Here is a 22529-nt window from a genome sequence, read left to right on the forward strand (position 1 = left end):
GTGCTATAATGAAACTAATTTAGCGAGGTATGAAGAGATTATGAAAATTACAGTTTATTTAGGTTCAAGTTTTGGAAATGATCCGATTTATAAGGAAGTGGTTGTAAAACTAGGTCACTGGTTGGTAAGTCAAAAACATCAATTGGTTTATGGTGGAAGTAAGGATGGTTTGATGGGTTGTCTTGCTGACACAGTTTTAGCTGATGGTGGTGAGGTGTATGGGATTATTCCGCTTGATTTTCAAAAACGTGAAAAAGCGCACCTGCACTTGACTGAGTTAACTTTAGTGTCTGACCTGGATGAGCGTAAGCGACTGTTGATGGATGAGGGAGATGCCTTGATGGCTTTGCCAGGTGGACCTGGCACACTTGAGGAGATTGTTCAGGCATTTTCTTGGGCGCGTGTTGGACTGCATCACAAACCTTGCCTTTTTCTAAATATCAACGGCTATTATAATCCTTTGATTGAGCTATTTGACAAAATGGTATCAGCTGATTTTATCAGTCAAGAAGTTCGTGACAATGCAATTTTTGTTAACAACTTAAAAGAGCTTGAGGCATTTTTAAAATAAGGGAGAGATTTATGGACATTGAGGCACTCTTTTTAAAAGATGATGAGCTTGTAGGGATTTTAAAAGTAATAGCAGAGCTTAAGTTGAAGGACGCTTGGTTAGCAGCAGGGACTTTGCGAAATTATATTTGGAATGTCTTATCAGGAAAGCCAGGTCTATCAGATGCAAGTGACATTGATGTTGTCTTTTTTGACCCTGAGGTAACTTATGAGAAGACTCAAGTTATTCAAGAGCAGCTGCAAGCAAATTATCCCAATTATCAATGGGAAGTTAAAAATCAAGTTCTCATGCACCAGCATAGTCCTCACACGGCTCCCTATCAAAGTGCAAGAGATGCAGTTAGCAAGTATCCAGAACGTTGCACAGCAATTGCTGCAAGACTACAAGATGATGAACTTGAACTTTATTTGCCATATGGCGATGAGGATATTCTTGATTTTATTGTTCAGCCAACACCTCATTTTTTGGATGATAGCGAGCGGATGCGTGTTTATCGTGAGCGATTAAAAAAGAAAAATTGGCAAGAAAAATGGCCTTGCTTAAAAATTTCTATCTAAATTTTTTACAGAGCACCGAAGTGCTCTGTTTTTGTTGACAAATGTAGACGATAAAATTATAATGGATTTACAAATGTAAACTAAAAGGTTTTAGAAAGGAATAAGATGTCAATTTCAAAAGCAGAATGGGAAATCATGCGAGTGGTTTGGACGAAAGAGGAAACAACGAGTAGTCAGATTCTTGCCATTTTGGGTGAAAAAAATGATTGGACAGCTTCAACCATTAAGACGCTTTTAAAACGTCTAGTAGATAAAGGATTTTTAACACGACAAAAACTCGGAAAAGGATTTCTTTACTCAAGTAAGGTCTCTGAGCAGGAAGCCATGAACCAGCAAGCAGATGATTTATTTTCAAAGTTTTGTCAGCGCAAGCACGTGGCTATTTTGAAACACTTGTTAAAAGAAGTTCCAATGACTGATTCTGATGTTGATGACTTGCAAGCTCTGCTATTGTCTAAAAGAGAAGAAACTGTAGATAAAGTACCTTGTAACTGTATTCCTGGACAATGTCGCTGTAAAGAACATCTAGAACTCTAATGGTTAGTTTGTGATATTTAGACAGGAAGGTGTCTTATGGAAAAAGAAGAAGTCTTTGTCATTGACGGTATGACTTGTGCAGCCTGTGCTGTGACTGTCGAAAATGCTGTCAATAAAATAGATAATGTTGATTCAGCAGTTGTTAATCTGACAACCGAGAAAATGACTGTTCGGTATAATCCTGACTTAGTCAGCGAAGAGGAGATTGAAAAAGCAGTTATTGATGCTGGATATGGAGCAAGTGTTTTTGATCCTACGACCGCAAAAAGTCAGTCTGAGCGCCAGAGCGAAGCTACTCAAAATATGTGGCATAAATTTCTTTTGTCAGCCTTGTTTGCAGTACCGCTTTTATATCTGTCAATGGGAAGCATGATGGGACTGTGGGTACCAGACGTTGTGAGCATGGATAGTCATCCGCTCGTTTTTGCTTTTGTTCAGCTAGTTTTGACTCTGCCGGTTATGTATTCTGGTCGTCGCTTTTATGTCAATGGATTTCGTTCATTGATAAAAGGGCATCCTAATATGGATTCTTTAGTGGCTTTGGCAACTAGTGCTGCCTTTGTTTATAGCCTTTACGGAGTTTATCATATTATCCTTGGGCATGTTCATCATGTGCACATGTTGTATTTTGAATCAGTCGCAGTGATTTTAACCTTGATTACGCTTGGAAAGTATTTTGAAACTTTATCAAAAGGTCGCACGTCTGATGCTATTCAAAAATTAGTGAAATTGTCCGCTAAATCTGCAACAGTCATTCGAGACGGTGTAGAAGAATCAGTCCCAATTGAGAATGTGGTTATTGGCGATATCCTTCTGGTAAAACCTGGTGAAAAAATCCCAGTCGATGGTCGTGTGGTTTCAGGACATTCAGCTATTGATGAATCGATGTTGACTGGTGAAAGCATTCCAGTCGAGAAAGTAGTTGATGACAAGGTGTTTGGTGCTTCAATTAATGGTCAAGGTTTTCTGACGATTCAGGCTGAAAAAGTCGGCGATGAGACGCTTCTAGCTCAAATCATCAAATTGGTAGAAGATGCACAACAGACCAAAGCGCCAATTGCAAAAATCGCTGATAGAGTCGCGGGTGTCTTTGTTCCCATTGTGATTACGATTGCGCTAGTTACGTTTGCTTTTTGGTATTTTGTCATGGGGGAAAGTTTTGTTTTCGCTCTCCAAGTTGCTATTGCGGTACTCGTTATTGCCTGTCCTTGTGCACTTGGTCTTGCCACACCAACAGCCATTATGGTTGGAACAGGACGTGGTGCTGAAAATGGCATCCTCTACAAACGTGGTGACGTTTTGGAAAATGCACATCACATTGACACCATGGTTTTTGATAAGACAGGAACTATCACCCAAGGAAAACCACAAGTCGTTGATATTATCTCTTATCATGATGATGAAAACTCTCTACTTAGCAAGGTTGTTTCCGTTGAAAAATATTCTGAGCATCCACTTAGCCAGGCTATTGTGGAAAAAGCAGTCGCTGAAAAACTTGCTTTTTCAGAAGTTGAGAATTTCACTTCTTTAACAGGACGAGGATTGCAAGGTGATTTAGCTGGGCAGACTTTCTATATTGGTAATCGCAGATTGATGGAAGAGTTGCAGGTTGACTTGGGTGCGAGTGAGGCTGCAGTGCTGGCTGCGACACAAAAAGGTCAGACTCCAATTTACATTTCGGCAAATCACCAACTGCTAGGTGTGATAACCGTGGCGGATTTGTTAAAAGTAGACAGTAAAGAGACCGTCTCAAAATTACAAAACAAGGGCATTGATGTGGTTTTGTTAACAGGGGATAATAACAAAACAGCGCAAGCTATTGCCAAACAAGCAGGTATCAAAACAGTCATTAGCGAAGTCCTTCCAGACCAAAAAACGCAAGCTATCAGGAATTTGCAGAGCCAAGGAAAAGTGGTTGCGATGGTTGGTGACGGGATTAACGATGCGCCAGCATTAGCAGTAGCTGATATTGGGATTGCGGTAGGTTCAGGAACTGACATTGCCATTGAATCCGCTGATATTATTTTGATGAAACCAGAAATTTCTGATGTTCTCAAGGCTCTAAACATCAGCCGTTTGACGATAAAAGTAGTTAAAGAAAATCTTTTCTGGGCATTTATCTACAACATTCTAGCTATTCCAGTTGCGATGGGAGTCTTGTATCTTTTTGGTGGACCTTTACTCAATCCGATGATTGCGGGACTTGCTATGGGATTTAGCTCAGTTTCTGTTGTATTAAACGCTCTTCGCTTGAAATATATTAAACTAAAATAAAGGAGTTTCTCATGGAAAAAACATATGAAGTTACAGGTATGAAATGCCAAGGTTGTGTCACAAAAGTGACTGAAAAATTGTCAGCTGTTCCAGGTGTTAAAGCTGTTAAAGTTGATTTGGAAAAAAAACAAGCAACCATCACAGGTCGACCTTTTAAATTTCTCCTAAAACGTGCTCTTAAAGGGACAAAATTCACACTTGGTCAAGAAATCAAATAAATGATTTTGGGAAATTTTTGAAAAACAGAGCTTGCTCTGTTTTTTTGTTTGCCCAAAAATGATAAACTAGTCTAGTAAGAAAAAAATTAGTGTGGAATAAAAATGACAGTGAATGTTTGGGATTTATTAAGTATCATAGGATCTATCGCTTTTGCACTTTCTGGAGCAATTGTTGCGATGGATGAAGACTTTGATATACTTGGGATTTTTATCTTAGGTTTTGTGACAGCTTTTGGAGGCGGTGCCATTCGTAATCTTTTGATTGGTCTGCCGATTAGCGCTCTTTGGTCACAAAGTCAGTGCTTTTATTTTGCGCTCGCAGCAATGCTATTTATCATGATTTTTCCAAATATCATTACCCACAAAGGTTGGAAAAAGGCAGAAGTTTTGACAGATGCGATAGGTCTTGCAGCATTTAGTGTTCAAGGAGCCATGTATGCTGTAAAACTTCATCAGCCTTTGAGTGCTGTGATTGTTGCAGCAGTTCTGACTGGTGCTGGTGGTGGTATTGTTCGTGACATTTTAGCTGGTCGAAAACCAAGTGTTTTGCGTAGTGAAGTCTATGCAGGTTGGTCTATTGTAGCAGCGCTAGCCATTTTCTTTAAAATCGTCCATAATGATCCAGGCTATTATTTGCTCGTTTTAGTTCTGACAATCTTACGTATGATAGGCTACTGGCGTCAGTGGCATTTGCCAAAAATAAAACGGAAGGTCACTAAAAATGATTAAATTAATTGCAATCGATTTAGACGGAACATTGCTCAATTCTGATAAAAAAATTCCTGAAGAAAATGTAAAAGCGATTCAAGCAGCAGCAAAAGCTGGCGTAAAAATCGTGCTTTGTACAGGACGTCCAAAATCAGGTATTCTTCCATTTTTTGAAAAATTGGGCTTAGATGATGAAGAATATATCATCATGAATAATGGTTGCACAATTTACAATACAAAAAATTGGGAACTTGTTTTTCATGCTCAAGTCACAAATGAAGAACTTGATACGTTGAACGAAGCTATTGCTGACTATCCTGATGTGTGTCTAACTTTGACTGGTGAAAAGCATTATTATGCTGTAGGTAGCGAAGTTCCAGAATTGGTTCAATACGATGCAAGTCTTGTTTTTGACACAGCTATTGCTAAAAGTTTGGATGAGATGAAAGCACTTGATGAAACTATTTTCCAAGCTATGTACATGGCAAAAGCGCCACAGCTCGATCCTTTCCAAGCAGCAAAAGAAGAAGAGTTGGCAAAAGATTTTAGTGTCGTTCGTAGCCAAGAATACATCTTTGAAGCAATGCCTAAAGGCTATACAAAAGCAACAGCGCTTAAAGCTTTGGCAGAAAAACTTGGCTTGTCACAAGCAGAAGTTATGGCACTTGGTGATGCGGCTAATGACCTTGAAATGTTAGAATTCGCTGATCACAGCGTTGCTATGGGAAATGCGACTGACGAAGTCAAAGCAATTTGTCGCTATGAAACAACAACTAATAATGAAGCCGGCGTTGCAAAAGCCATTTATGATTATGTGTTGAATAAATAAAAAATCCGACCAGTTTGGTCGGATTTTGTCTTCTTATAAGAAAAGCGGTAAACCAATTGCTGCAACTTCTTCAGCAGGTGTGCGCATATCATCAGCCACCCAATTAGATAGAACTGAGATAATGGCATTGCTCCAAAATGAGTTAGTGTAGTTTGAGTTACGTTTTTTCTTGAACCTTTGATAAGCTTTTAAGCGTTTAGAGACAATTCCTGTCAAGAGTTTTTCAAGGTGTTGTTCAAAGATGGTACAAAGGACTTGTGCCTCTTTTTTAGCTTCGTTCAAAATGAAAAGCCAAGCTTGGGAGAGTTGACTTTTCAAATCAAATGCTTTGAGACCACGAAAAATTCGTCGAACGATTTGGGTTAGAATTGACTCTAATATAGCTTCTTTTGATTTGTAATTACGGTAGAAGGCGTTGCGTGAGACTCCTGCTTTTGCAACAAGTTCTGAGATAGTAATTTGGTCCAAGGTTTTCTTTTCAAGAAGTAGCAAAAGTGCTGTTTCAAGGGACTCACGAGTCAATTTTCGTGATTCCTTATTTGAAACTTTTAAATTTTGCAAGGAATTTTTTGAAATTGTCTTTTCCGTCATGACAAAAACCTCGTACTTGTGACATCTGATTGTTTTTAATGGCTAATGTAAGGGCATTAATGATATAATTTTAGGTGAAAATACTTTGTTTGTCAAATAAATTTTACTCTCAATGGATTGGAGGATATAGATATGACTTGGAAAATTGTTACAGATTCTGGATGTGATATTCGACAAATTGAAGGACTTGCTGAACATGTTGAATACCAAAATGTCCCACTTACAATTCAAATCGGTTCAGAAATCTTTGTAGATGATGAAGGCTTAGATGTTGCTAATATGATGAAAACGATGTACGAAAGCCCAGTTTCATCAAAATCAAGTTGCCCAAGCCCAGATGCTTTCTTACAAGCCTATCAAGGTGCTGAAAATGTTATTGCTATCACAATCACTGGTAATCTTTCAGGAAGCCAAAATAGTGCCCAAGTTGCAAAACATATGCTTTTAGAAGAACACCCAAATGTGAATGTTCACGTTATTGATTCTTTGTCAGCAGGTGGTGAAATCGATTTGATTGTTCTTGAATTGAGCCGCTTGATTGCAAAAGGACTAAGTTTTGACGAAGTGGTTGAGGCAATTACAGCTTACCAAGCTAAAACAAGACTCCTTTTTGTCCTTGCTCGTGTGGATAATCTTGTTAAAAATGGTCGCTTGAGTAAACTTGTCGGAAAAGTTGTTGGGCTTTTGAACATTCGTATGGTTGGTAAAGCAAGCGATGAAGGTAAGTTGGAACTTCTTCACAAAGCGCGTGGACAGAAAAAAGCTGTTCAAGCAACTATCGATGAAATGCTCAAAGAAGGCTATCAAGGTGGTAAAGTTATGATTGCCCATGCCAATAACGAAAAAGCATGTCAGCAATTGACTGAAAAAATTAGAGAAAAATACCCACAAGCTGATGTCACATGCGTACCTGCATCAGGTCTATGTAGTTTCTACGGAGAAGACGGTGGTATTTTATTAGGGTACGAAACAGTGTAAGTCAATATAAAAGAGCATGAGTATCACTCATGCTCTTTTTTCGTTTGATTAAAGGAACTATATTTAGCAATAGCAATCAATGTGGTGATTGTAATGAAAACATCCATAACTAAAGCAGGGTAAGCTTTAATAGTGAAGTCATAAAATGCCCAAAGTATCATATTTTCAACAGTAACCCAGCGTAGCCACTGCACCTTATCAGTTGCAAAGGAAACGATAGTATATGATACCGAGGAAATTAACGGAAGTAGTCCAATTAAACCAAGGTTATTAAAGTAAGTTCCAGCTGAAATCTGTATTATCACCAAAAGGATGGTTGAGTAGATTGAGTCCCAATTTTTAATCATAAGTGTATTTCGTATGATTGATACACTAATAGAAATGGCTCCTGTGTAGCCGCCAAGTAAAAAATTAGCAATCATCGTGAAGAAGTAATCCGATAATTGCCAAGTTAACATGTGTTTTTTAGTTTTAGCAAAAGATGCGGCTGCTAAACATGTCGCACCAATCGCAGAAAAAATAAATCCAATCGACATCATTAATAGCTGTAATAAGTGTAATTACCATCAGTTACAACTGAAGAAGGAGTTCGAGTTGTGTTATTTGGATTAATAGTAGAACTGTCTGAGTTGTCTGAGCTATCTGATGCTGCTGTTGTATCTTCAGTTTTGTTAACAGCAGCTGCAATAGCATTAGAAACAGCATCAAGACGTGCTTGAAGCTGATCTTTAGTTGTTTGGTCACCTACGGCGTCGATTGCAGCTTGGGCTGCCTCAACATTTTGGCTTGTTTGTTCAGATTCTGCAGTTGCGACAGCAGATTCTGCGTTATTTCTATTAGTAAGCTCTGCAGAAACAGCATCTAATTGTGATTGCAAATCAGTCTTTTTAGCTTCGTCAGAAAGTTTATTAATAGCTTCTTGTGCATTAGAAATGGCTTCGGCTGATGGATTAGCTTGAGCTTCGGCTAGGAGTGCTTGTGCGTTAGCTTCTAAATCAGTTTGGCTAGAAGTAGAGCTAATTGATGTCTTAGGTTGTGAACTTGATGTGCTTGTATGTGTGTTTCCAAAGATAAAGTAAATTCCGCCTGCTAGGGCAATTAAAATAATGCTTAGAATAAAATAAGTAACTTCACTTTTTGTTGCTTTCATGAGAGCTCCTTTTTTTGAATTATTTAATATTATGTAATGATGAAGTCGCCATCACACTGAAAAGTAGACTAGATTAGTAGTATTTATTGAGACACAGCGTCTTTTCCTATTATAACATATAAATGGCAGCGCATTAATCTTTTTCCTAAAAACTCCTCGAATTTTTAGTTTTTTATCATTTAAGCATATAAAAAATTTGAAAAATAGTTTTGGACTAGCCTTCTTAAAAGAAAGAGATTGTTTCAAATCGTTATCAATTTAGAAAAAGCTTAAAAAAATACTTGTCTGTTTACGTTGAATACATTAAAATGGAAGTATCGGGTTTTTTCTCGGTAAAATTATAGTATTTGAGGATAAGACTGTGTCAGTAAATTGGCAAGAAATTGCTTTTGGTTTTTTTGGAGGTCTAGGACTCTTTCTCTTTAGTATTAAATACATGGGAGACGGTCTGCAACAAGCAGCAGGAGATAGACTTCGTTTTTATATCGACAAATATACGAGTAATCCTTTCTTAGGAATTCTTGTTGGTTTAGCCATGTCAGCTCTAATCCAATCAAGTTCAGGGGTAACAGTTATTACTGTTGGTTTGGTATCAGCAGGACTGTTAACCTTGAGACAAGCGATTGGTATTGTCATGGGAGCCAATATCGGGACGACTGTTACGTCTTTTCTGATTGGTTTTAATTTGGGTGATTATGCCCTTCCGATGATTTTTATCGGTGCTGCTTTGTTGTTCTTTACGTCAAATCGACGTTTAAACAATATTGGACGTATCATTTTTGGTGTTGGAGGAATTTTCTTCTCACTAAACATTATGGGTGATGCGATGGCTCCATTAAAATCTGTTCCAGCCTTTCAGGATTATTTAGCGACTCTAGGTGATAAACCAGTTATGGGTGTTTTGATTGGGACTGGCTTGACCATGCTTATCCAATCATCAGCCGCCATTATCGGGATTTTGCAAGGATTGTATGCAGGGCATCTTCTTGATCTTCAAGGGTCAATTCCAATTCTTCTAGGAAGTAATATCGGTACTTGTATTACAGCCGTGCTTGCAGCAATCGGATCTAATGTTGCAGCAAAACGAGTTGCAGGAGCGCACGTACTTTTCAATGTTATCGGAACTGTCTTGTTTATGGTTCTATTGGTGCCGTTTACTAGCTTAATGCAGTGGATGGAACTTCACTTTAAATTGACTCCAGCGATGACAGTTGCTTTTGCACATGGTACTTTTAACATTACAAATACCATTTTGCTCTTCCCATTCATTGGAACTTTGGCATTTGTAGTTACAAAATTAATTCCTGGTGAAGATGAAGCTACTAAGTACAAAGCTATTTATCTTGATAAGATTATTCTTAAACAAGCGCCAGCTATTGCCCTTGGGAATGCCAAAAAACAATTGATTCACTTAGGTGCCTTTGCGACTCAAGCCTTTGAAGCAGCTTTCTTGTTTGTGGAAACAAGAAATGAAAAATATGCTGAAAAGACACAAAAATTTGAGGACACTATCAATAATGTCGATGAAGAATTGACAAAATATTTGATTGATCTTTCAAGTGAACAATTAAGTCAACACGAAAGTGAAATTTTATCAAGTGTTCTTGATTCATCACGTGACCTTGAACGTATTGGTGACCACAGTATCAGCTTGGTTCATTTGATGGAACATAATATTTCAAAAGACATCACTTTCTCACAAGCTGCTGTTAAAGAAATTGACAACCTATATCACGAAACACATCGCATGATTCTTGATTCACTTAAAGTTGTCATTGATAATGACCTACCGCTAGCAAACGAGTTGGTTGATCGTCATAAAGAAATCGCACATTTGGAACGTCGCATTCGTAAAAATCATATTAAACGTATGAACAATGGTGAATGTACGCCACTTGCTGGTGTTAACTTTATCGATCTTATTACACCATGTACACGTATTACCGACCACGCTTTAAACTTGGTTGAAAAAGTTCTTGAAAATCAAATTTAATCATAAATCTAATACCTTTGAGAAATTTCTCAAAGGTATTTTTTAATACCAATTTTGAATTGGTATAAATTTGGTATATACCATTTACAAAAAAGCGCTTTTATTTTATAATGTAGTCATGGAGGCAATTCAAATGACAAAATACATAAAAGCAGATGAATTTTACTATCCTTACCATGTAAAAGGTGCTGGTTATCTTGCTATTGAAAATGGTCACTTCGGTGATTGGCAAGAAGAAGCACCACATGGCGCAGAAATTATAGATTATTCAGGTTTTAGTGTGGCGCCTGGTTTAGTTGATACACACATTCATGGCTTTGCTGGGCTTGATGTTATGGATAACACTCACGAAGCTTTTGAAACAATGAGTGAAGCTCTTTTAGGTGCTGGTGTGACAAGTTTCTTACCGACAGCCTTGACGGCTTCATTTGATACGCTTGACGATATTTGTCGCACAGCAGCAGATGTTGCAGGTCAAGAAAAAGGAGCACGCATTCAAGGACTTTTCTTTGAGGGACCTTATTTTACTGAAAAATATAAAGGTGCTCAAAATCCTTCTTATATGAAAAATCCTTCAATTACTGAACTTGATCAATGGTTGGACAGCTCAAAAGGACTTTTGAAAAAAATCGCTCTAGCTCCTGAACGAGATGAAGTGGAAGACTTTATTTCTTATGCTAATGACAAAAATGTGATTGTGGCACTTGGGCACTCTGATGCGACATATAATCAAGCAGCAAAAGCAGTGGAAGCAGGGGCTTCTGTCTGGGTGCATGCCTATAATGGTATGCGTGGACTTAATCACCGTGAACCTGGTATGGTTGGAGCGGTTTACGAATTACCAAATACTTATGCTGAGTTGATTTGTGATGGGCACCATGTTCATCCGTCAGCTTGTGACATTTTGATGCATCAAAAAGATCATGAACATGTGGTTCTGATTACAGACTGTATGAGTGCTGGTGGTCTTAAAGATGGTGACTATATGCTTGGAGAATTTCCTGTAACTGTTGAAAAAGGAACTGCTCGTTTGAAATCAAATGGAGCACTCGCTGGATCAATTCTTCAGTTGAAAGATGCCGTTAAAAATGTGGTTAATTGGGGAATTGCTTCAAAAGCGCAAGCTATTAATATGGCAAGTCTCACAGCAGCAATTTCTGTTGGGATTGATGATAAATGTGGACAAATTAAAAAAGGTCGTTTAGCAGACTTCATTGTCTTAGATAAGGATCTTGATTTGCGAGCAACTTATCTTGGCGGACAAGAAGCTTGGAAAGCTTAGAAGATACAAAAAGTTGGATTTACAGTAGTAGATTCAGCTTTTTTGATATTTACTAGACACTCAAATACATTTGTGCTAAAATAACTGGTGAAGAGAGAGGGCCTCATGGTGTTTCTTAGCGAGTCCGAGGTGGTGGAAGTCGGATGAAACTGAAATGAGTCGCTGGCGCTTTCGCTTAGCTAGTCTAAGTTAAAATCAGATAAATGAAGTAATAAAATAGGGTGGAACCGCGTTTTAACGCCCCTTATGAGGTATCATATGGGTGTGTTGGCGGTTCTTTTATTATGGAAACGTCTGATTCCAGATGATACTTCGCCAAACTAAGTTAAAAAAATAAGGAGTAGATGTATGTCTAAAAAATTGACTTTCCAAGAGATTATTTTGACTTTGCAACAATTTTGGAATGACCAAGGTTGTATGTTAATGCAAGCTTACGATAATGAAAAAGGTGCTGGTACAATGAGCCCTTACACATTCCTTCGTGCTATTGGTCCAGAACCATGGAATGCAGCTTACGTAGAACCATCACGTCGTCCAGCCGATGGTCGTTACGGTGAAAACCCTAACCGTCTTTACCAACACCACCAATTCCAAGTTGTTATGAAACCATCTCCATCAAATATTCAAGAACTTTACCTTGAATCATTGGAACGTTTGGGAATCAACACTTTGGAACACGATATTCGTTTCGTTGAAGATAACTGGGAAAACCCATCAACTGGTTCAGCTGGTCTTGGTTGGGAAGTTTGGCTTGACGGTATGGAAATCACTCAATTCACTTACTTCCAACAAGTTGGTGGTTTGCAAACTGGTCCTGTAACATCAGAAGTTACTTACGGCCTTGAACGTTTGGCATCTTACATCCAAGAAGTTGATTCTGTTTATGACATTGAATGGGCTCCAGGTGTTAAATACGGGGAAATCTTCCTTCAACCAGAATTTGAACATTCAAAATACTCATTTGAAATTTCTAACCAAGATATGCTTCTTGAAAACTTTGAAAAATTTGAAACAGAAGCAAAACGTTGCTTGGAAGAAAACTTGGTTCACCCAGCATACGACTACGTTTTGAAATGTTCACACACATTCAACTTACTTGATGCGCGTGGTGCAGTTTCTGTAACAGAACGTGCAGGTTACATTGCTCGTATCCGTAACTTGGCTCGTGTCGTTGCGAAAACATTTGTTGCTGAACGTAAACGTCTAGGTTACCCACTACTTGACGAAGCAACACGTGAAAAACTTTTGAAGGAGGATGCTGAATAATGGCTAAAAATTTACTTGTAGAACTTGGTTTAGAAGAATTACCAGCTTACGTTGTTACTCCAAGTGAAAAACAACTTGGTGACCGCATGGCAGCATTTTTGAAAGAAAAACGCTTGGCATTTGAAGGCATTCAAACTTTCTCAACTCCACGTCGTTTGGCTGTACGTGTTCTTGGTCTTGCTGATGCTCAAACTGATTTGACAGAAGATTTCAAAGGTCCTTCTAAAAAAATCGCTTTGGACGCTGATGGTAACTTTACAAAAGCTGCTCAAGGTTTTGTTCGTGGTAAAGGTCTTACAACTGATGATATCGAATTCCGTGAAGTCAAAGGTGAAGAATATGTTTACGTTACAAAACATGAAGCAGGGAAAGCTGCTAAAGAAGTTCTTGTAGACATTCCAGAAATCTTGTCATCAATGACTTTCCCAGTAAACATGCACTGGGCAAACAACACATTTGAATATATCCGTCCAGTTCACACATTGACTGTCCTTCTTGACGATGAAGCTCTTGACCTTGATTTCTTAGACATTCACTCAGGTCGTGTGAGCCGTGGTCACCGTTTCCTTGGTCATGAAACAGAAATTGCTAGCGCTGATTCGTACGAAGAAGATTTGCGTAAAGTCTTTGTTATCGCAGATGCTAAAGAACGTCAAGACATGATTGTTAACCAAATCAAAGCTATCGAAAAAGCTGAAAACGTTCGTGTTGAAATCGATGACGAATTGCTTAACGAAGTTCTTAACTTGGTTGAATACCCAACTGCTTTCATGGGTAGCTTCGATACTAAATATCTTGAAGTTCCAGAAGAAGTACTTGTTACTTCAATGAAAAACCACCAACGTTACTTCGTTGTTCGTGACCTTGATGGCAACTTGATGCCAAACTTCATCTCAGTTCGTAACGGTAACGAAAAACACATCGAAAACGTAATCAAAGGTAATGAAAAAGTTCTTGTTGCTCGTTTGGAAGATGGAGAATTCTTCTGGCGTGAAGACCAAAAACTTAAAATTGCTGACCTTGTTGCTAAACTTGACAACGTTACATTCCACGAAAAAATTGGTTCACTTTCAGAACACATGAGCCGTAGCAAAGTGATTGCTGCTTACCTTGCTGAAAAAGCTGGTGCTTCTGATGAAGAAAGCAAAGCACTTGCACGCGCTGCTGAAATCTACAAATTTGACCTATTGACTGGTATGGTTGGTGAATTTGACGAATTGCAAGGTATTATGGGTGAAAAATATGCTCTTCTTGCTGGTGAAGATGCAGCGGTAGCTACAGCTATTCGTGAACACTATCTTCCAAATTCAGCTGATGGTGACCTTCCAGAAACTAAAGTTGGTGCACTTTTGGCACTTGCTGATAAATTGGATACAATCTTGTCATTCTTCTCAGTTGGTTTGATTCCATCAGGTTCAAACGACCCATACGCTCTTCGTCGTGCGACAGCTGGTGTGGTTCGTATCATGGATGCGTTTGGATTGAAAATTCCAATGGACGAATTGATTGATAACTTGTACGCTTTGTCATTTGACAGCTTGACTTATGAACACAAAGCAGAAGTTATGGACTTCATCCGTGCTCGTGTTGAAAAAATGATGAGCAAATCTGTTTCTAAAGACATTAAAGAAGCAGTCCTTGCTGGTTCAAACTTTGTTGTTGCTGAAATGCTTGAAGCTGCTGATGCTTTAGTTGAAGCAAGCAAAGCAGATGGTTACAAAGCAGCTGTTGAAAGTCTTTCACGTGTCTTCAACCTTGCTGAAAAAGCACAAGCAGGTGTAGCAGTTGATGCAAGCTTGTTTGAAAATGACGAAGAAAAAGCTTTAGCACAAGCTGCAGCAGATTTAAACTTGGCTGGTTCTGCTAGCGATAAATTGGCACAATTATTTGCCCTAAGTTCAGTTATTGACAAATTCTTTGACAATACAATGGTTATGGTAGATAATGAAGCTGTTAAAAACAATCGCTTAGCTATCCTTGCTGAATTGACAGCAAAAGCAAGCAGCGTTGCCGCATTTAACAAATTGAATACCAAATAAGCTTAAGAAATCTACTCTTTGAGTAGATTTCTGACTTATATCAGACTTTATGAGAAGTTTTGGTAAATTATAGAAAGGAATAACGTTTCAAATATTATTTGAACGTTTGGTGAGTCTTACTCATGAATGAAAAAAAGATTCAACGTATTAACGAACTTGCACGTAAGAAAAAAACAGTTGGCTTGACTGGTGCTGAAAAAGTTGAACAAGCAAAATTGCGTAAAGAGTATATCGAAGGGTATCGTCATTCACTTCTTCACCACATCGCAGGTATTAAAATTGTCGATGAAAAAGGAAATGATGTAACTCCTGAAAAACTCCGTCAATTGCAACGCGAACGTGGTTTGCATGGTCGCAGCCTTGACGATCCAAATTCATAAAAAACATAAAGCTCAGCTATAAATGCTGGGCTTTATTGTTTAGGAAAATGTTTACAAAAAACCAAATAACAATTTAATTTAAAAAGTCAAGTATTTTATGTTATAATAGAATCCGAACAATAATACTTTAAGTCCTTAAAAACAGAAAGGTTTCACTCATGACATTTGATGCTATTGATCAATTGGCAGTTAACACTGTCCGCACGCTCTCAATTGATGCCATTCAGGCAGCCAATTCTGGTCACCCAGGTCTTCCAATGGGAGCTGCACCTATGGCTTATGTTCTTTGGAATCATGTAATGAACGTTAATCCAAAAACAAGCCGCTCTTGGTCTAACCGAGATCGTTTCGTACTATCTGCAGGTCACGGTTCTGCACTTTTATATAGTCTTCTTCACCTATCAGGTTATGATGTGGCTATTGATGATTTGAAAAACTTCCGTCAATGGGGTTCAAAAACACCAGGTCACCCAGAAGTAAACCACACAGATGGTGTTGAAGCAACAACTGGACCTCTTGGTCAAGGTATTGCTAATGCTGTTGGTATGGCAATGGCAGAAGCTCACTTAGCTGCAAAATTCAACAAACCTGGTTTCGATATTGTTGACCACTACACATACGCTTTGCATGGTGATGGATGCTTGATGGAAGGTGTCAGCCAAGAAGCAGCTAGTCTTGCTGGTCACTTAAAACTTGGTAAATTGGTTCTTCTTTATGATTCAAATGACATCTCACTTGATGGTCCAACATCAAAAGCTTTCACAGAAGATATCAAAGGTAAATTTGAAGCTTACGGTTGGCAACATATTCTAGTTAAAGATGGTAACGACCTTGAAGCAATTGCTAAAGCTATCGAAGAAGCAAAAGCTGAAACAGAAAAACCATCTATCATTGAAGTTAAAACAATCATTGGTTTTGGTGCCGAAAAACAAGGTACATCAGCTGTTCACGGTGCACCTCTTGGTGTTGACGGAATTGCTTACGCTAAAAAATCTTATGGTTGGGGATATCCAGAATTCACAGTTCCAGAAGAAGTTGCAAAACGCTTCGAAGTTGGTATTAAATTCCGCGGTGAAGCTGCTCAAAACGCATGGGAAACTAAATTCCGTGAATACGAAGCTGCTTACCCAGAACTAGCTGCTGAATATAAAGCTGCATTTGCTAACAAACCAGTTGACGTAAAACTTGAAGACTTTGAAATCGGAACTAGCCTTGCTAGCCGTTCATCAAGCCAACAAGCTATCCAACAAATCTCAGCACAAGTTCCATCATTCTGGGGTGGTTCAGCTGACCTTTCTGCATCAAATAATACAATGGTCAAAGTAGAATCTGATTTCCAACCAGATAACTACCTTGGTCGTAACATCTGGTTTGGTGTACGTGAATTTGCTATGGCAGCTGCTATGAATGGTATTGCACTTCATGGTGGTACTCGTGTTTATGGTGGTACATTCTTCGTATTCTCTAACTACCTACTTCCAGCTGTTCGTATGGCTGCTCTTCAACAATTACCAACTGTTTATGTCATGACTCACGACTCAATCGCTGTTGGTGAAGATGGTCCAACTCACGAACCAGTTGAACAATTAGCTAGCGTTCGTTCTATGCCAAATCTTAACGTTATTCGTCCAGCTGATGGTAACGAAACAAACGCTGCATGGAAACGTGCTCTTGCTGAAACAAACCGTCCAACAATGCTTGTCTTGACTCGTCAAAATCTTCCTGTTCTTGAAGGAACAAAAGAATTGGCAGAAGATGGTGTAAATAAAGGTGCTTACATCCTTTCAGAAGCTAAAGGTGACCTTGACGGTATCCTTATCGCTACAGGTTCTGAAGTGAAATTGGCTCTTGATACTCAAGCTGCTTTGGAAGCTAAAGGTGTTCACGTTCGCGTGGTTTCAATGCCAGCACAAAACATCTTTGATGAACAAGATGCAGCTTATAAAGAAAGCATCCTTCCTGCTAACGTTACAAAACGTTTGGCAATTGAAGCTGGTTCAAGCTTTGGTTGGGGCAAATACGTTGGTCTCCAAGGTAAAACTCTTACAATCGATACTTGGGGAGCTTCTGCACCAGGCGCTAAAATCTTTGAAGAATATGGATTCACAGTTGACAATGCTGTTGAACTTTTTGAATCTTTGTAATCAATTATAAATAATCTTAAAAAGTCCTTGCTAAGCAAGGGCTTTTTAGTTATCAGTTGACAAAAATTGTGAGAAACGGTAAGATATTGTAAAAAAGTGCTTGTGTTAATTTAATAGTACAAATAATTTGGGAGAAGGTGAGATTTAGTGGAAGAGCGATGTAGCAAATTGTATGAGGCAATAAAAGTTGCTTATGAAGACATGAGTGTACGACAGAATGTTGAATTGTCGAGAATTTTATTGTCTGCTTCTAATGAAATCATTAAAAGTAATGATGCTGGATTGTCTGCCATGCATTTAGAGCATGAACTAAATCTTTTTTATGCTCACAATGATTTCCAATTGCCTCGAGGTGTTTTAAATTTAAAAGATTTGACTCACAAATGGGCAGCGGACTATTATGAAAAAAAGGAAGTTTCAAAGTGGATAAAGCCACTTTGAGGATATTTAGGGGGAAATAAGATGATTCGTTTTGAACATGTTTCAAAATTATATGGAGATAAGGAAGCACTTAGTGACCTTAATGTGACTATCGAAAACGGTGAGATTTTCGGTCTTATTGGTCACAATGGTGCTGGGAAAACAACGACTATTAGTATTTTAACCTCAATTATTGAGGCTACTTACGGTGAGGTTTTTGTAGATGATTTGGCTTTGTCAGAACATCGTGATGAGATTAAAAAACGTATTGGCTATGTTCCTGACTCACCAGATTTATTTTTGAATTTGACGGCGAGTGAGTACTGGCATTTCTTAGCAAAAATTTATGGTGTGGATGAAGCAAAAGTTGAAGAACGTATTGACCGTCTGTCACACTTATTTGATATTTCTGAGCATGTTGATGAATTGATTGAAAGTTTTTCACATGGTATGCGTCAAAAAGTGATTGTCATCGGAGCTTTGATCTCAAATCCAGATATTTGGATTTTGGATGAACCGTTGACAGGACTTGATCCACAAGCAGCTTTTGATTTAAAAGAGATGATGAAAGAGCATGCGCGTGGTGGCAATACAGTGCTTTTCTCAACACACGTTTTGGCAGTTGCTGAACAATTATGTGACCGCATTGGCATCTTGAAAGAAGGAAAATTGATTTTTGTTGGCTCACTAGAAGAGTTGAAAGCAAATCATCCTGATAAAGATTTAGAAACGATTTACCTTGAACTTGCAGGACGTAAGGCAGAAGAGGTGTGAGCGTATGAACTGGTCAATTATTTGGGAACTTGTTAAGATTAATATTCTTTATTCAAATCCACAAAATGTTACTGCAGTTAAACGAAAACAGGAGAAAAATCCTCAGAAGAAAATTTCGGCATATAAGAGTGTTATTCACCAGCAAATTTTTCTAGTTCTTTTGTTTGCTGTGATTTACATTTTTATGTTTGCTAGTCTGAATTTCAAATACTATCCTGGATATTTCACATTTTATACTGCTGTCTTCTTTATCATGGCTACACTGAATGCTTTTTCAGCTATATATAGCATTTTTTATGAAAGTGATGATGTGAAGCTTTATGCACATTTACCGATAAAATCTAGTGAACTTTATTTGGCAAAAGTGATTTCAAGTTTTGGGATGGGATTGACTTTTTTAACGCCACTTTTATCTTTATTTTTCATAGCTTATTGTCAATTGGGCGGACTCATAGTTGCAATTCCAATGACAGTAGTTGCATTTCTGGTTTTATTTGCAACGTCAACTGTCCTTGCACTTTATGCCAATAGTTGTCTTGGTGGGATTATTGTTCGAAGTCAGCATCGTAAGCTTATTTCTACTGTCTTGATGTCTTTTTCAACAATTGGTGCAGTAGCTGCTATTTTGTATATGAATGTCATCAACAGTAAAAATATTGGTGATGAGCAAGTGACGCTTGTTGATCGTCCGATTATTCCATACTTCAGAGGATTTTATGACATTGTCAACGCACCGTTTAGTTTGGCAACTATTCTAAATTTTTACTTGCCATTAGCTCTTCTTATTGGTTTGATTATTGGAATTGTAAAATGGGCGATGCCAAATTATTATCAAAATACGCTGTACGCAAGACCTAATAAACAAAAAGCTAAAAAGAAAGTTAAGACTCGTTCGAGAAAATCATCTTCTTTGAATAGCATGATGATTCGTCACCACGTGTCAACATTGCAAAATGCAACCTTGATCAGTCAGACTTATCTCATGTCGCTGATTTATGTGGTGATTTTCTTAACACCAGTGTTGGTAAATGGTATCAATCTTTCGAATGTATCAAGCGATTATTTCGGAATTACTATGCTTGTTGGGGTTATTTTGGGAAGTAACTGCGCTACCCCATCAACATTTCTTGGTGTGGGGATTTCACTTGAAAAAGAAAATTATGATTTTATAAAATCACTTCCTTATCCTTTCAAGAAGTTTTTAACTCAGAAATTTTTTGTTTTGGCAGCTCTACAAGCCTTTGTTCCTACGATGGTTTATCTGATTGTTGGCATCTTTCTTTTGAAACTTAAACCACTTTTGATACTTGGCTTTTTACTTGGTTTTCTTATGATGATTAGTATTCAAGGGCAGTTGATTTACTGGCGTGATTATAAAAATCTTAATTTGCTTTGGCAAGATGTGACACAACTCTTTAGTCGTAATTCTGGCCAATGGCTAACGTTTGGAATGATGATGGGCTCTTATATCATCGGCGGTGGGCTTGCTCTAAGCTTGGTCATTATTGGTAATGCTCTTCAACAAGTGCAATTGATTAATATGACTTTAACGCTTGTTCTTGTTTTGCTCACAGCAGCAATGCAAGTACTGATTAGCCTGAAGTTTTGGAAGAAACTTTCTCATTAATTTCTAAAATCTCCTGAAATTAAGACAAGGATTAAGCAGGGTTGAAAAACACATTTTTCTTGACTAAAAGCTGATAAAAAACAGTTCCTCGGACTGTTTTTTTAGTGTATAATAAGCGTATGAAACGTAATTTTGAATCAGTAAAACGTATAGTTATAAAAATCGGGACAAGTTCGCTTGTCATGCCAAATGGCAAAATTAATCTTGAAAAAATCGATCAACTAGCTTTTGTCATCTCTAGTTTGATGAACAAGGGGTTAGAAGTGGTTTTGGTATCATCTGGTGCCATGGGATTTGGTCTTAATGTCTTAAATATGGATAAACGTCCGACAGAAATTGCACGTCAACAAGCAGTTTCAAGTGTTGGGCAGGTTGCTATGATGAGTCTTTATTCACAAATCTTCTCACACTATCAGACAGAAGTTAGTCAGCTTTTGATTACACGCGATGTTATCGAATATCCTGAAAGCTTGACAAATTTCACTAACGCTTTTGAGACTCTTCTTTCAATGGGAATTGTGCCAATCGTTAATGAAAATGATGCTATCAGTGTTGATGAAATGGATCACACGACAAAATTCGGAGATAACGACCGTTTATCAGCTATTGTTGCTAAAGTGACTAAAGCAGATTTGTTAATCATGTTGTCAGATATTGATGGCCTTTATGATAAGAATCCAAATGTCTATGATGATGCTAAACTTCGTGAACATGTCAGCGAAATCACTGATGAAATCATCAAGTCAGCTGGTGGTGCAGGAAGTCGATTTGGTACAGGTGGCATGCTGAGCAAGATTAAGAGTGCCCAGATGGTTTTTGACAACAATAGTCAAATGATTTTGATGAACGGCGCTAACCCACGTGACATTTTACGTGCTTTAGAAGGTGCAAATATCGGAACGTGGTTTTCACAATCTAAATAATAAAGGAGGCTTGAGATGAGCTATATTGATGAACTAGGAAAAAATGCTAAAATTGCTAGTCAAAGTTTGGTAAAACTTGGAACGGCAGAAAAAAATGTAGTGCTAGGTCAAGTTGCGGAAGCGTTATTAGCAGAGACTGATTTTATCTTGCAAGAAAATGCGCGTGACGTAGAGAAAGCAAGAGAAAATGGCATTTCCCCCGTCATGGTTGACCGTTTGAAACTAGATGCTAAACGCATCGAAGGTATTGTTGAGGGAGTTCGTCAAGTAGCTGATTTACAAGATCCGATTGGTCAAGTCGTTCGTGGATACACTAATCTTGATGGTCTTAAAATTGTGCAAAAACGTGTGCCTCTTGGTGTGATTGCTATGATTTTTGAAAGTCGTCCAAATGTTTCGGTCGATGCTTTCAGCTTAGCTTTTAAAACAAGTAACGCCATTATTTTACGTGGTGGGCGCGATGCGATTCATTCAAATACAGCGCTTGTGACAGTTATTCGCAAAGCTCTTGCAAAAGCAGGTCTTGATGAAAATGTTGTTCAGCTTGTTGAGGATACAAGTCATGCGGTTGCTGAAGAATTGATGCAGGCTGTTGATTATGTTGATGTTCTTATCCCACGCGGAGGGGCTCGTCTTATTCAAACTGTCAAAGAAAAATCAAAAGTTCCTGTTATCGAGACTGGTGTTGGGAACGTCCACATTTATGTTGATGATTCGGCTGACCTAGATATGGCAACTAAGATTGTCATTAATGCCAAAACACAACGTCCAAGTGTTTGTAACGCAGCAGAGAGTTTGCTAGTTCATCAGTCAGTAGCTGAAGCCTTTTTGCCAAAATTAGATGAAGCTATTAATGCAGTTCATCCAGTTGAATTTCGAGCTGATGACAAAGCGCTAGCTATTTTCAAAAATGCTGTATCAGCAACAGCTGAAGATTATGCTACGGAATTTTTAGACTATGTCATGTCTGTTAAAGTTATTGATTCTCTTGATGAGGCCATTAGTTGGGTCAACAAATACACAACACATCACTCAGAAGCTATTATTACAAAAAATCTCGAACATGCTGAACGTTTCCAAGATGAGGTGGATGCAGCAGCGGTATATGTTAATGCTTCAACACGCTTTACCGATGGTTTCGTTTTCGGTTTAGGTGCAGAAATCGGTATTTCTACTCAGAAAATGCATGCGCGTGGACCAATGGGATTAGAAGCATTGACAAGTACGAAATTTTACATTAATGGTAAAGGACAAATCAGAGAGTAATA

At 38.2% G+C, this 22529-nt stretch carries 22 protein-coding genes; 19 read left to right on the forward strand and 3 right to left on the reverse strand.

Annotated features, from left to right (window positions below):
- Positions 1-40 precede the first annotated feature (40 nt).
- The 7 genes from ACNTMY_RS02075 to ACNTMY_RS02105 all read left to right on the forward strand — a co-directional run bounded on the left by ACNTMY_RS02075 (position 41) and on the right by ACNTMY_RS02105 (position 5694).
- Positions 41-571, forward strand: coding sequence for a TIGR00730 family Rossman fold protein (locus ACNTMY_RS02075; RefSeq protein WP_423216466.1), 531 nt, complete (start codon positions 41-43; stop codon positions 569-571).
- 11 nt (positions 572-582) lie between these two features.
- Positions 583-1128, forward strand: coding sequence for a nucleotidyltransferase family protein (locus ACNTMY_RS02080; protein WP_423216467.1), 546 nt, complete (start codon positions 583-585; stop codon positions 1126-1128).
- A 105-nt stretch (positions 1129-1233) separates the two neighbouring features.
- Positions 1234-1665, forward strand: a complete 432-nt coding sequence (locus ACNTMY_RS02085; protein WP_423216468.1) for a CopY/TcrY family copper transport repressor — start codon at positions 1234-1236, stop codon at positions 1663-1665.
- A 36-nt stretch (positions 1666-1701) separates the two neighbouring features.
- A complete protein-coding gene (locus ACNTMY_RS02090; RefSeq protein WP_423216469.1) occupies positions 1702-3939 on the forward strand; it encodes a heavy metal translocating P-type ATPase in 2238 nt (745 codons plus the stop codon).
- Positions 3940-3950: 11 nt separating this feature from the next.
- On the forward strand, positions 3951-4157 hold the full coding sequence (locus ACNTMY_RS02095; protein WP_423216470.1) for a heavy-metal-associated domain-containing protein: 207 nt from the start codon (positions 3951-3953) through the stop codon (positions 4155-4157).
- Positions 4158-4259: 102 nt separating this feature from the next.
- Entirely contained in the window at positions 4260-4886 is a 627-nt protein-coding gene (locus tag ACNTMY_RS02100; protein ID WP_423216471.1) for a trimeric intracellular cation channel family protein, read from the forward strand.
- Positions 4879-5694 carry a Cof-type HAD-IIB family hydrolase gene (locus tag ACNTMY_RS02105; RefSeq protein WP_423216472.1) on the forward strand — a complete coding sequence of 272 codons (816 nt, stop codon included), beginning with the start codon at positions 4879-4881 and terminating at the stop codon, positions 5692-5694. The genes ACNTMY_RS02100 and ACNTMY_RS02105 overlap by 8 nt, the downstream gene beginning before the upstream one ends.
- Before the next feature lie 33 nt (positions 5695-5727).
- On the opposite strand, the gene ACNTMY_RS02110 is transcribed toward ACNTMY_RS02105, so the two are convergent.
- The gene (locus ACNTMY_RS02110) at positions 5728-6285 is read right to left on the reverse strand and encodes a TetR/AcrR family transcriptional regulator (protein WP_423216473.1); all 558 of its coding nucleotides are present in this window, start codon (positions 6283-6285) and stop codon (positions 5728-5730) included.
- Between the two features lie 132 nt (positions 6286-6417).
- On the opposite strand from ACNTMY_RS02110, the gene ACNTMY_RS02115 reads away from it, so the two are divergent.
- Positions 6418-7263: a DegV family protein gene (locus tag ACNTMY_RS02115; protein WP_423216474.1), complete on the forward strand. Its 846-nt coding sequence runs from the start codon at positions 6418-6420 to the stop codon at positions 7261-7263.
- 23 nt (positions 7264-7286) lie between these two features.
- On the opposite strand, the gene ACNTMY_RS02120 is transcribed toward ACNTMY_RS02115, so the two are convergent.
- Both ACNTMY_RS02120 and ACNTMY_RS02125 read right to left on the reverse strand, forming a co-directional pair.
- Positions 7287-7799 (reverse strand): YgjV family protein, encoded by a 513-nt coding sequence (locus ACNTMY_RS02120; RefSeq protein ID WP_423216851.1) that lies wholly within the window; start codon positions 7797-7799, stop codon positions 7287-7289.
- A 2-nt stretch (positions 7800-7801) separates the two neighbouring features.
- Positions 7802-8413, reverse strand: coding sequence for a GA-like domain-containing protein (locus tag ACNTMY_RS02125; protein ID WP_423216475.1), 612 nt, complete (start codon positions 8411-8413; stop codon positions 7802-7804).
- 361 nt (positions 8414-8774) lie between these two features.
- Here ACNTMY_RS02125 and ACNTMY_RS02130 point away from each other — a divergent pair, with 361 nt between their 5' ends.
- The 11 genes from ACNTMY_RS02130 (at position 8775) to ACNTMY_RS02180 (ending at position 22527) form a co-directional block, all read left to right on the forward strand.
- Positions 8775-10406, forward strand: coding sequence for a Na/Pi cotransporter family protein (locus tag ACNTMY_RS02130; protein WP_423216476.1), 1632 nt, complete (start codon positions 8775-8777; stop codon positions 10404-10406).
- 133 nt (positions 10407-10539) lie between these two features.
- Positions 10540-11688: an N-acetylglucosamine-6-phosphate deacetylase gene (gene nagA / locus ACNTMY_RS02135; RefSeq protein WP_423216477.1), complete on the forward strand. Its 1149-nt coding sequence runs from the start codon at positions 10540-10542 to the stop codon at positions 11686-11688.
- Between the two features lie 348 nt (positions 11689-12036).
- Positions 12037-12954, forward strand: coding sequence for a glycine--tRNA ligase subunit alpha (gene glyQ, locus ACNTMY_RS02140; protein WP_006531137.1), 918 nt, complete (start codon positions 12037-12039; stop codon positions 12952-12954).
- The gene (gene glyS / locus ACNTMY_RS02145) at positions 12954-14993 is read left to right on the forward strand and encodes a glycine--tRNA ligase subunit beta (RefSeq protein ID WP_423216478.1); all 2040 of its coding nucleotides are present in this window, start codon (positions 12954-12956) and stop codon (positions 14991-14993) included. The genes glyQ and glyS overlap by 1 nt, the downstream gene beginning before the upstream one ends.
- Positions 14994-15115: 122 nt before the next feature.
- Positions 15116-15373, forward strand: a complete 258-nt coding sequence (locus ACNTMY_RS02150; RefSeq protein WP_024344626.1) for a DUF896 family protein — start codon at positions 15116-15118, stop codon at positions 15371-15373.
- Between the two features lie 158 nt (positions 15374-15531).
- Positions 15532-17517, forward strand: a complete 1986-nt coding sequence (gene tkt, locus ACNTMY_RS02155) for a transketolase (RefSeq protein WP_423216479.1) — start codon at positions 15532-15534, stop codon at positions 17515-17517.
- Between the two features lie 147 nt (positions 17518-17664).
- A complete protein-coding gene (locus tag ACNTMY_RS02160; RefSeq protein WP_134775925.1) occupies positions 17665-17958 on the forward strand; it encodes a bacteriocin immunity protein in 294 nt (97 codons plus the stop codon).
- Between the two features lie 21 nt (positions 17959-17979).
- Entirely contained in the window at positions 17980-18711 is a 732-nt protein-coding gene (locus ACNTMY_RS02165) for an ABC transporter ATP-binding protein (RefSeq protein WP_074534109.1), read from the forward strand.
- 4 nt (positions 18712-18715) lie between these two features.
- On the forward strand, positions 18716-20338 hold the full coding sequence (locus ACNTMY_RS02170) for an ABC transporter permease (protein WP_423216480.1): 1623 nt from the start codon (positions 18716-18718) through the stop codon (positions 20336-20338).
- A 119-nt stretch (positions 20339-20457) separates the two neighbouring features.
- Complete coding sequence (proB, locus tag ACNTMY_RS02175) at positions 20458-21261, forward strand: glutamate 5-kinase (RefSeq protein ID WP_003067391.1); 804 nt, start codon at positions 20458-20460, stop codon at positions 21259-21261.
- A 15-nt stretch (positions 21262-21276) separates the two neighbouring features.
- The gene (locus ACNTMY_RS02180; protein ID WP_423216481.1) at positions 21277-22527 is read left to right on the forward strand and encodes a glutamate-5-semialdehyde dehydrogenase; all 1251 of its coding nucleotides are present in this window, start codon (positions 21277-21279) and stop codon (positions 22525-22527) included.
- Positions 22528-22529 lie beyond the last annotated feature (2 nt).

This window comes from Streptococcus equinus, assembly GCF_049393735.1.
Taxonomy (GTDB): Bacteria; Bacillota; Bacilli; order Lactobacillales; family Streptococcaceae; genus Streptococcus; species Streptococcus equinus_G.

Excerpts from the sequence above, each read along its gene's own strand:
- ACNTMY_RS02075 (WP_423216466.1), top strand. The coding sequence starts at position 41 with ATGAAAATTACAGTTTATTTAGGTTCAAGTTTTGGAAATGATCCGATT.
- ACNTMY_RS02080 (WP_423216467.1), top strand. The coding sequence starts at position 583 with ATGGACATTGAGGCACTCTTTTTAAAAGATGATGAGCTTGTAGGGATT.
- ACNTMY_RS02085 (WP_423216468.1), top strand. The coding sequence starts at position 1,234 with ATGTCAATTTCAAAAGCAGAATGGGAAATCATGCGAGTGGTTTGGACG.
- ACNTMY_RS02090 (WP_423216469.1), top strand. The coding sequence starts at position 1,702 with ATGGAAAAAGAAGAAGTCTTTGTCATTGACGGTATGACTTGTGCAGCC.
- ACNTMY_RS02095 (WP_423216470.1), top strand. The coding sequence starts at position 3,951 with ATGGAAAAAACATATGAAGTTACAGGTATGAAATGCCAAGGTTGTGTC.
- ACNTMY_RS02100 (WP_423216471.1), top strand. The coding sequence starts at position 4,260 with ATGACAGTGAATGTTTGGGATTTATTAAGTATCATAGGATCTATCGCT.
- ACNTMY_RS02105 (WP_423216472.1), top strand. The coding sequence starts at position 4,879 with ATGATTAAATTAATTGCAATCGATTTAGACGGAACATTGCTCAATTCT.
- ACNTMY_RS02110 (WP_423216473.1), bottom strand. The coding sequence starts at position 6,285 with ATGACGGAAAAGACAATTTCAAAAAATTCCTTGCAAAATTTAAAAGTT.
- ACNTMY_RS02115 (WP_423216474.1), top strand. The coding sequence starts at position 6,418 with ATGACTTGGAAAATTGTTACAGATTCTGGATGTGATATTCGACAAATT.
- ACNTMY_RS02120 (WP_423216851.1), bottom strand. The coding sequence starts at position 7,799 with ATGTCGATTGGATTTATTTTTTCTGCGATTGGTGCGACATGTTTAGCA.
- ACNTMY_RS02125 (WP_423216475.1), bottom strand. The coding sequence starts at position 8,413 with ATGAAAGCAACAAAAAGTGAAGTTACTTATTTTATTCTAAGCATTATT.
- nagA (WP_423216477.1), top strand. The coding sequence starts at position 10,540 with ATGACAAAATACATAAAAGCAGATGAATTTTACTATCCTTACCATGTA.
- glyQ (WP_006531137.1), top strand. The coding sequence starts at position 12,037 with ATGTCTAAAAAATTGACTTTCCAAGAGATTATTTTGACTTTGCAACAA.
- glyS (WP_423216478.1), top strand. The coding sequence starts at position 12,954 with ATGGCTAAAAATTTACTTGTAGAACTTGGTTTAGAAGAATTACCAGCT.
- ACNTMY_RS02150 (WP_024344626.1), top strand. The coding sequence starts at position 15,116 with ATGAATGAAAAAAAGATTCAACGTATTAACGAACTTGCACGTAAGAAA.
- tkt (WP_423216479.1), top strand. The coding sequence starts at position 15,532 with ATGACATTTGATGCTATTGATCAATTGGCAGTTAACACTGTCCGCACG.
- ACNTMY_RS02165 (WP_074534109.1), top strand. The coding sequence starts at position 17,980 with ATGATTCGTTTTGAACATGTTTCAAAATTATATGGAGATAAGGAAGCA.
- ACNTMY_RS02170 (WP_423216480.1), top strand. The coding sequence starts at position 18,716 with ATGAACTGGTCAATTATTTGGGAACTTGTTAAGATTAATATTCTTTAT.
- proB (WP_003067391.1), top strand. The coding sequence starts at position 20,458 with ATGAAACGTAATTTTGAATCAGTAAAACGTATAGTTATAAAAATCGGG.
- ACNTMY_RS02180 (WP_423216481.1), top strand. The coding sequence starts at position 21,277 with ATGAGCTATATTGATGAACTAGGAAAAAATGCTAAAATTGCTAGTCAA.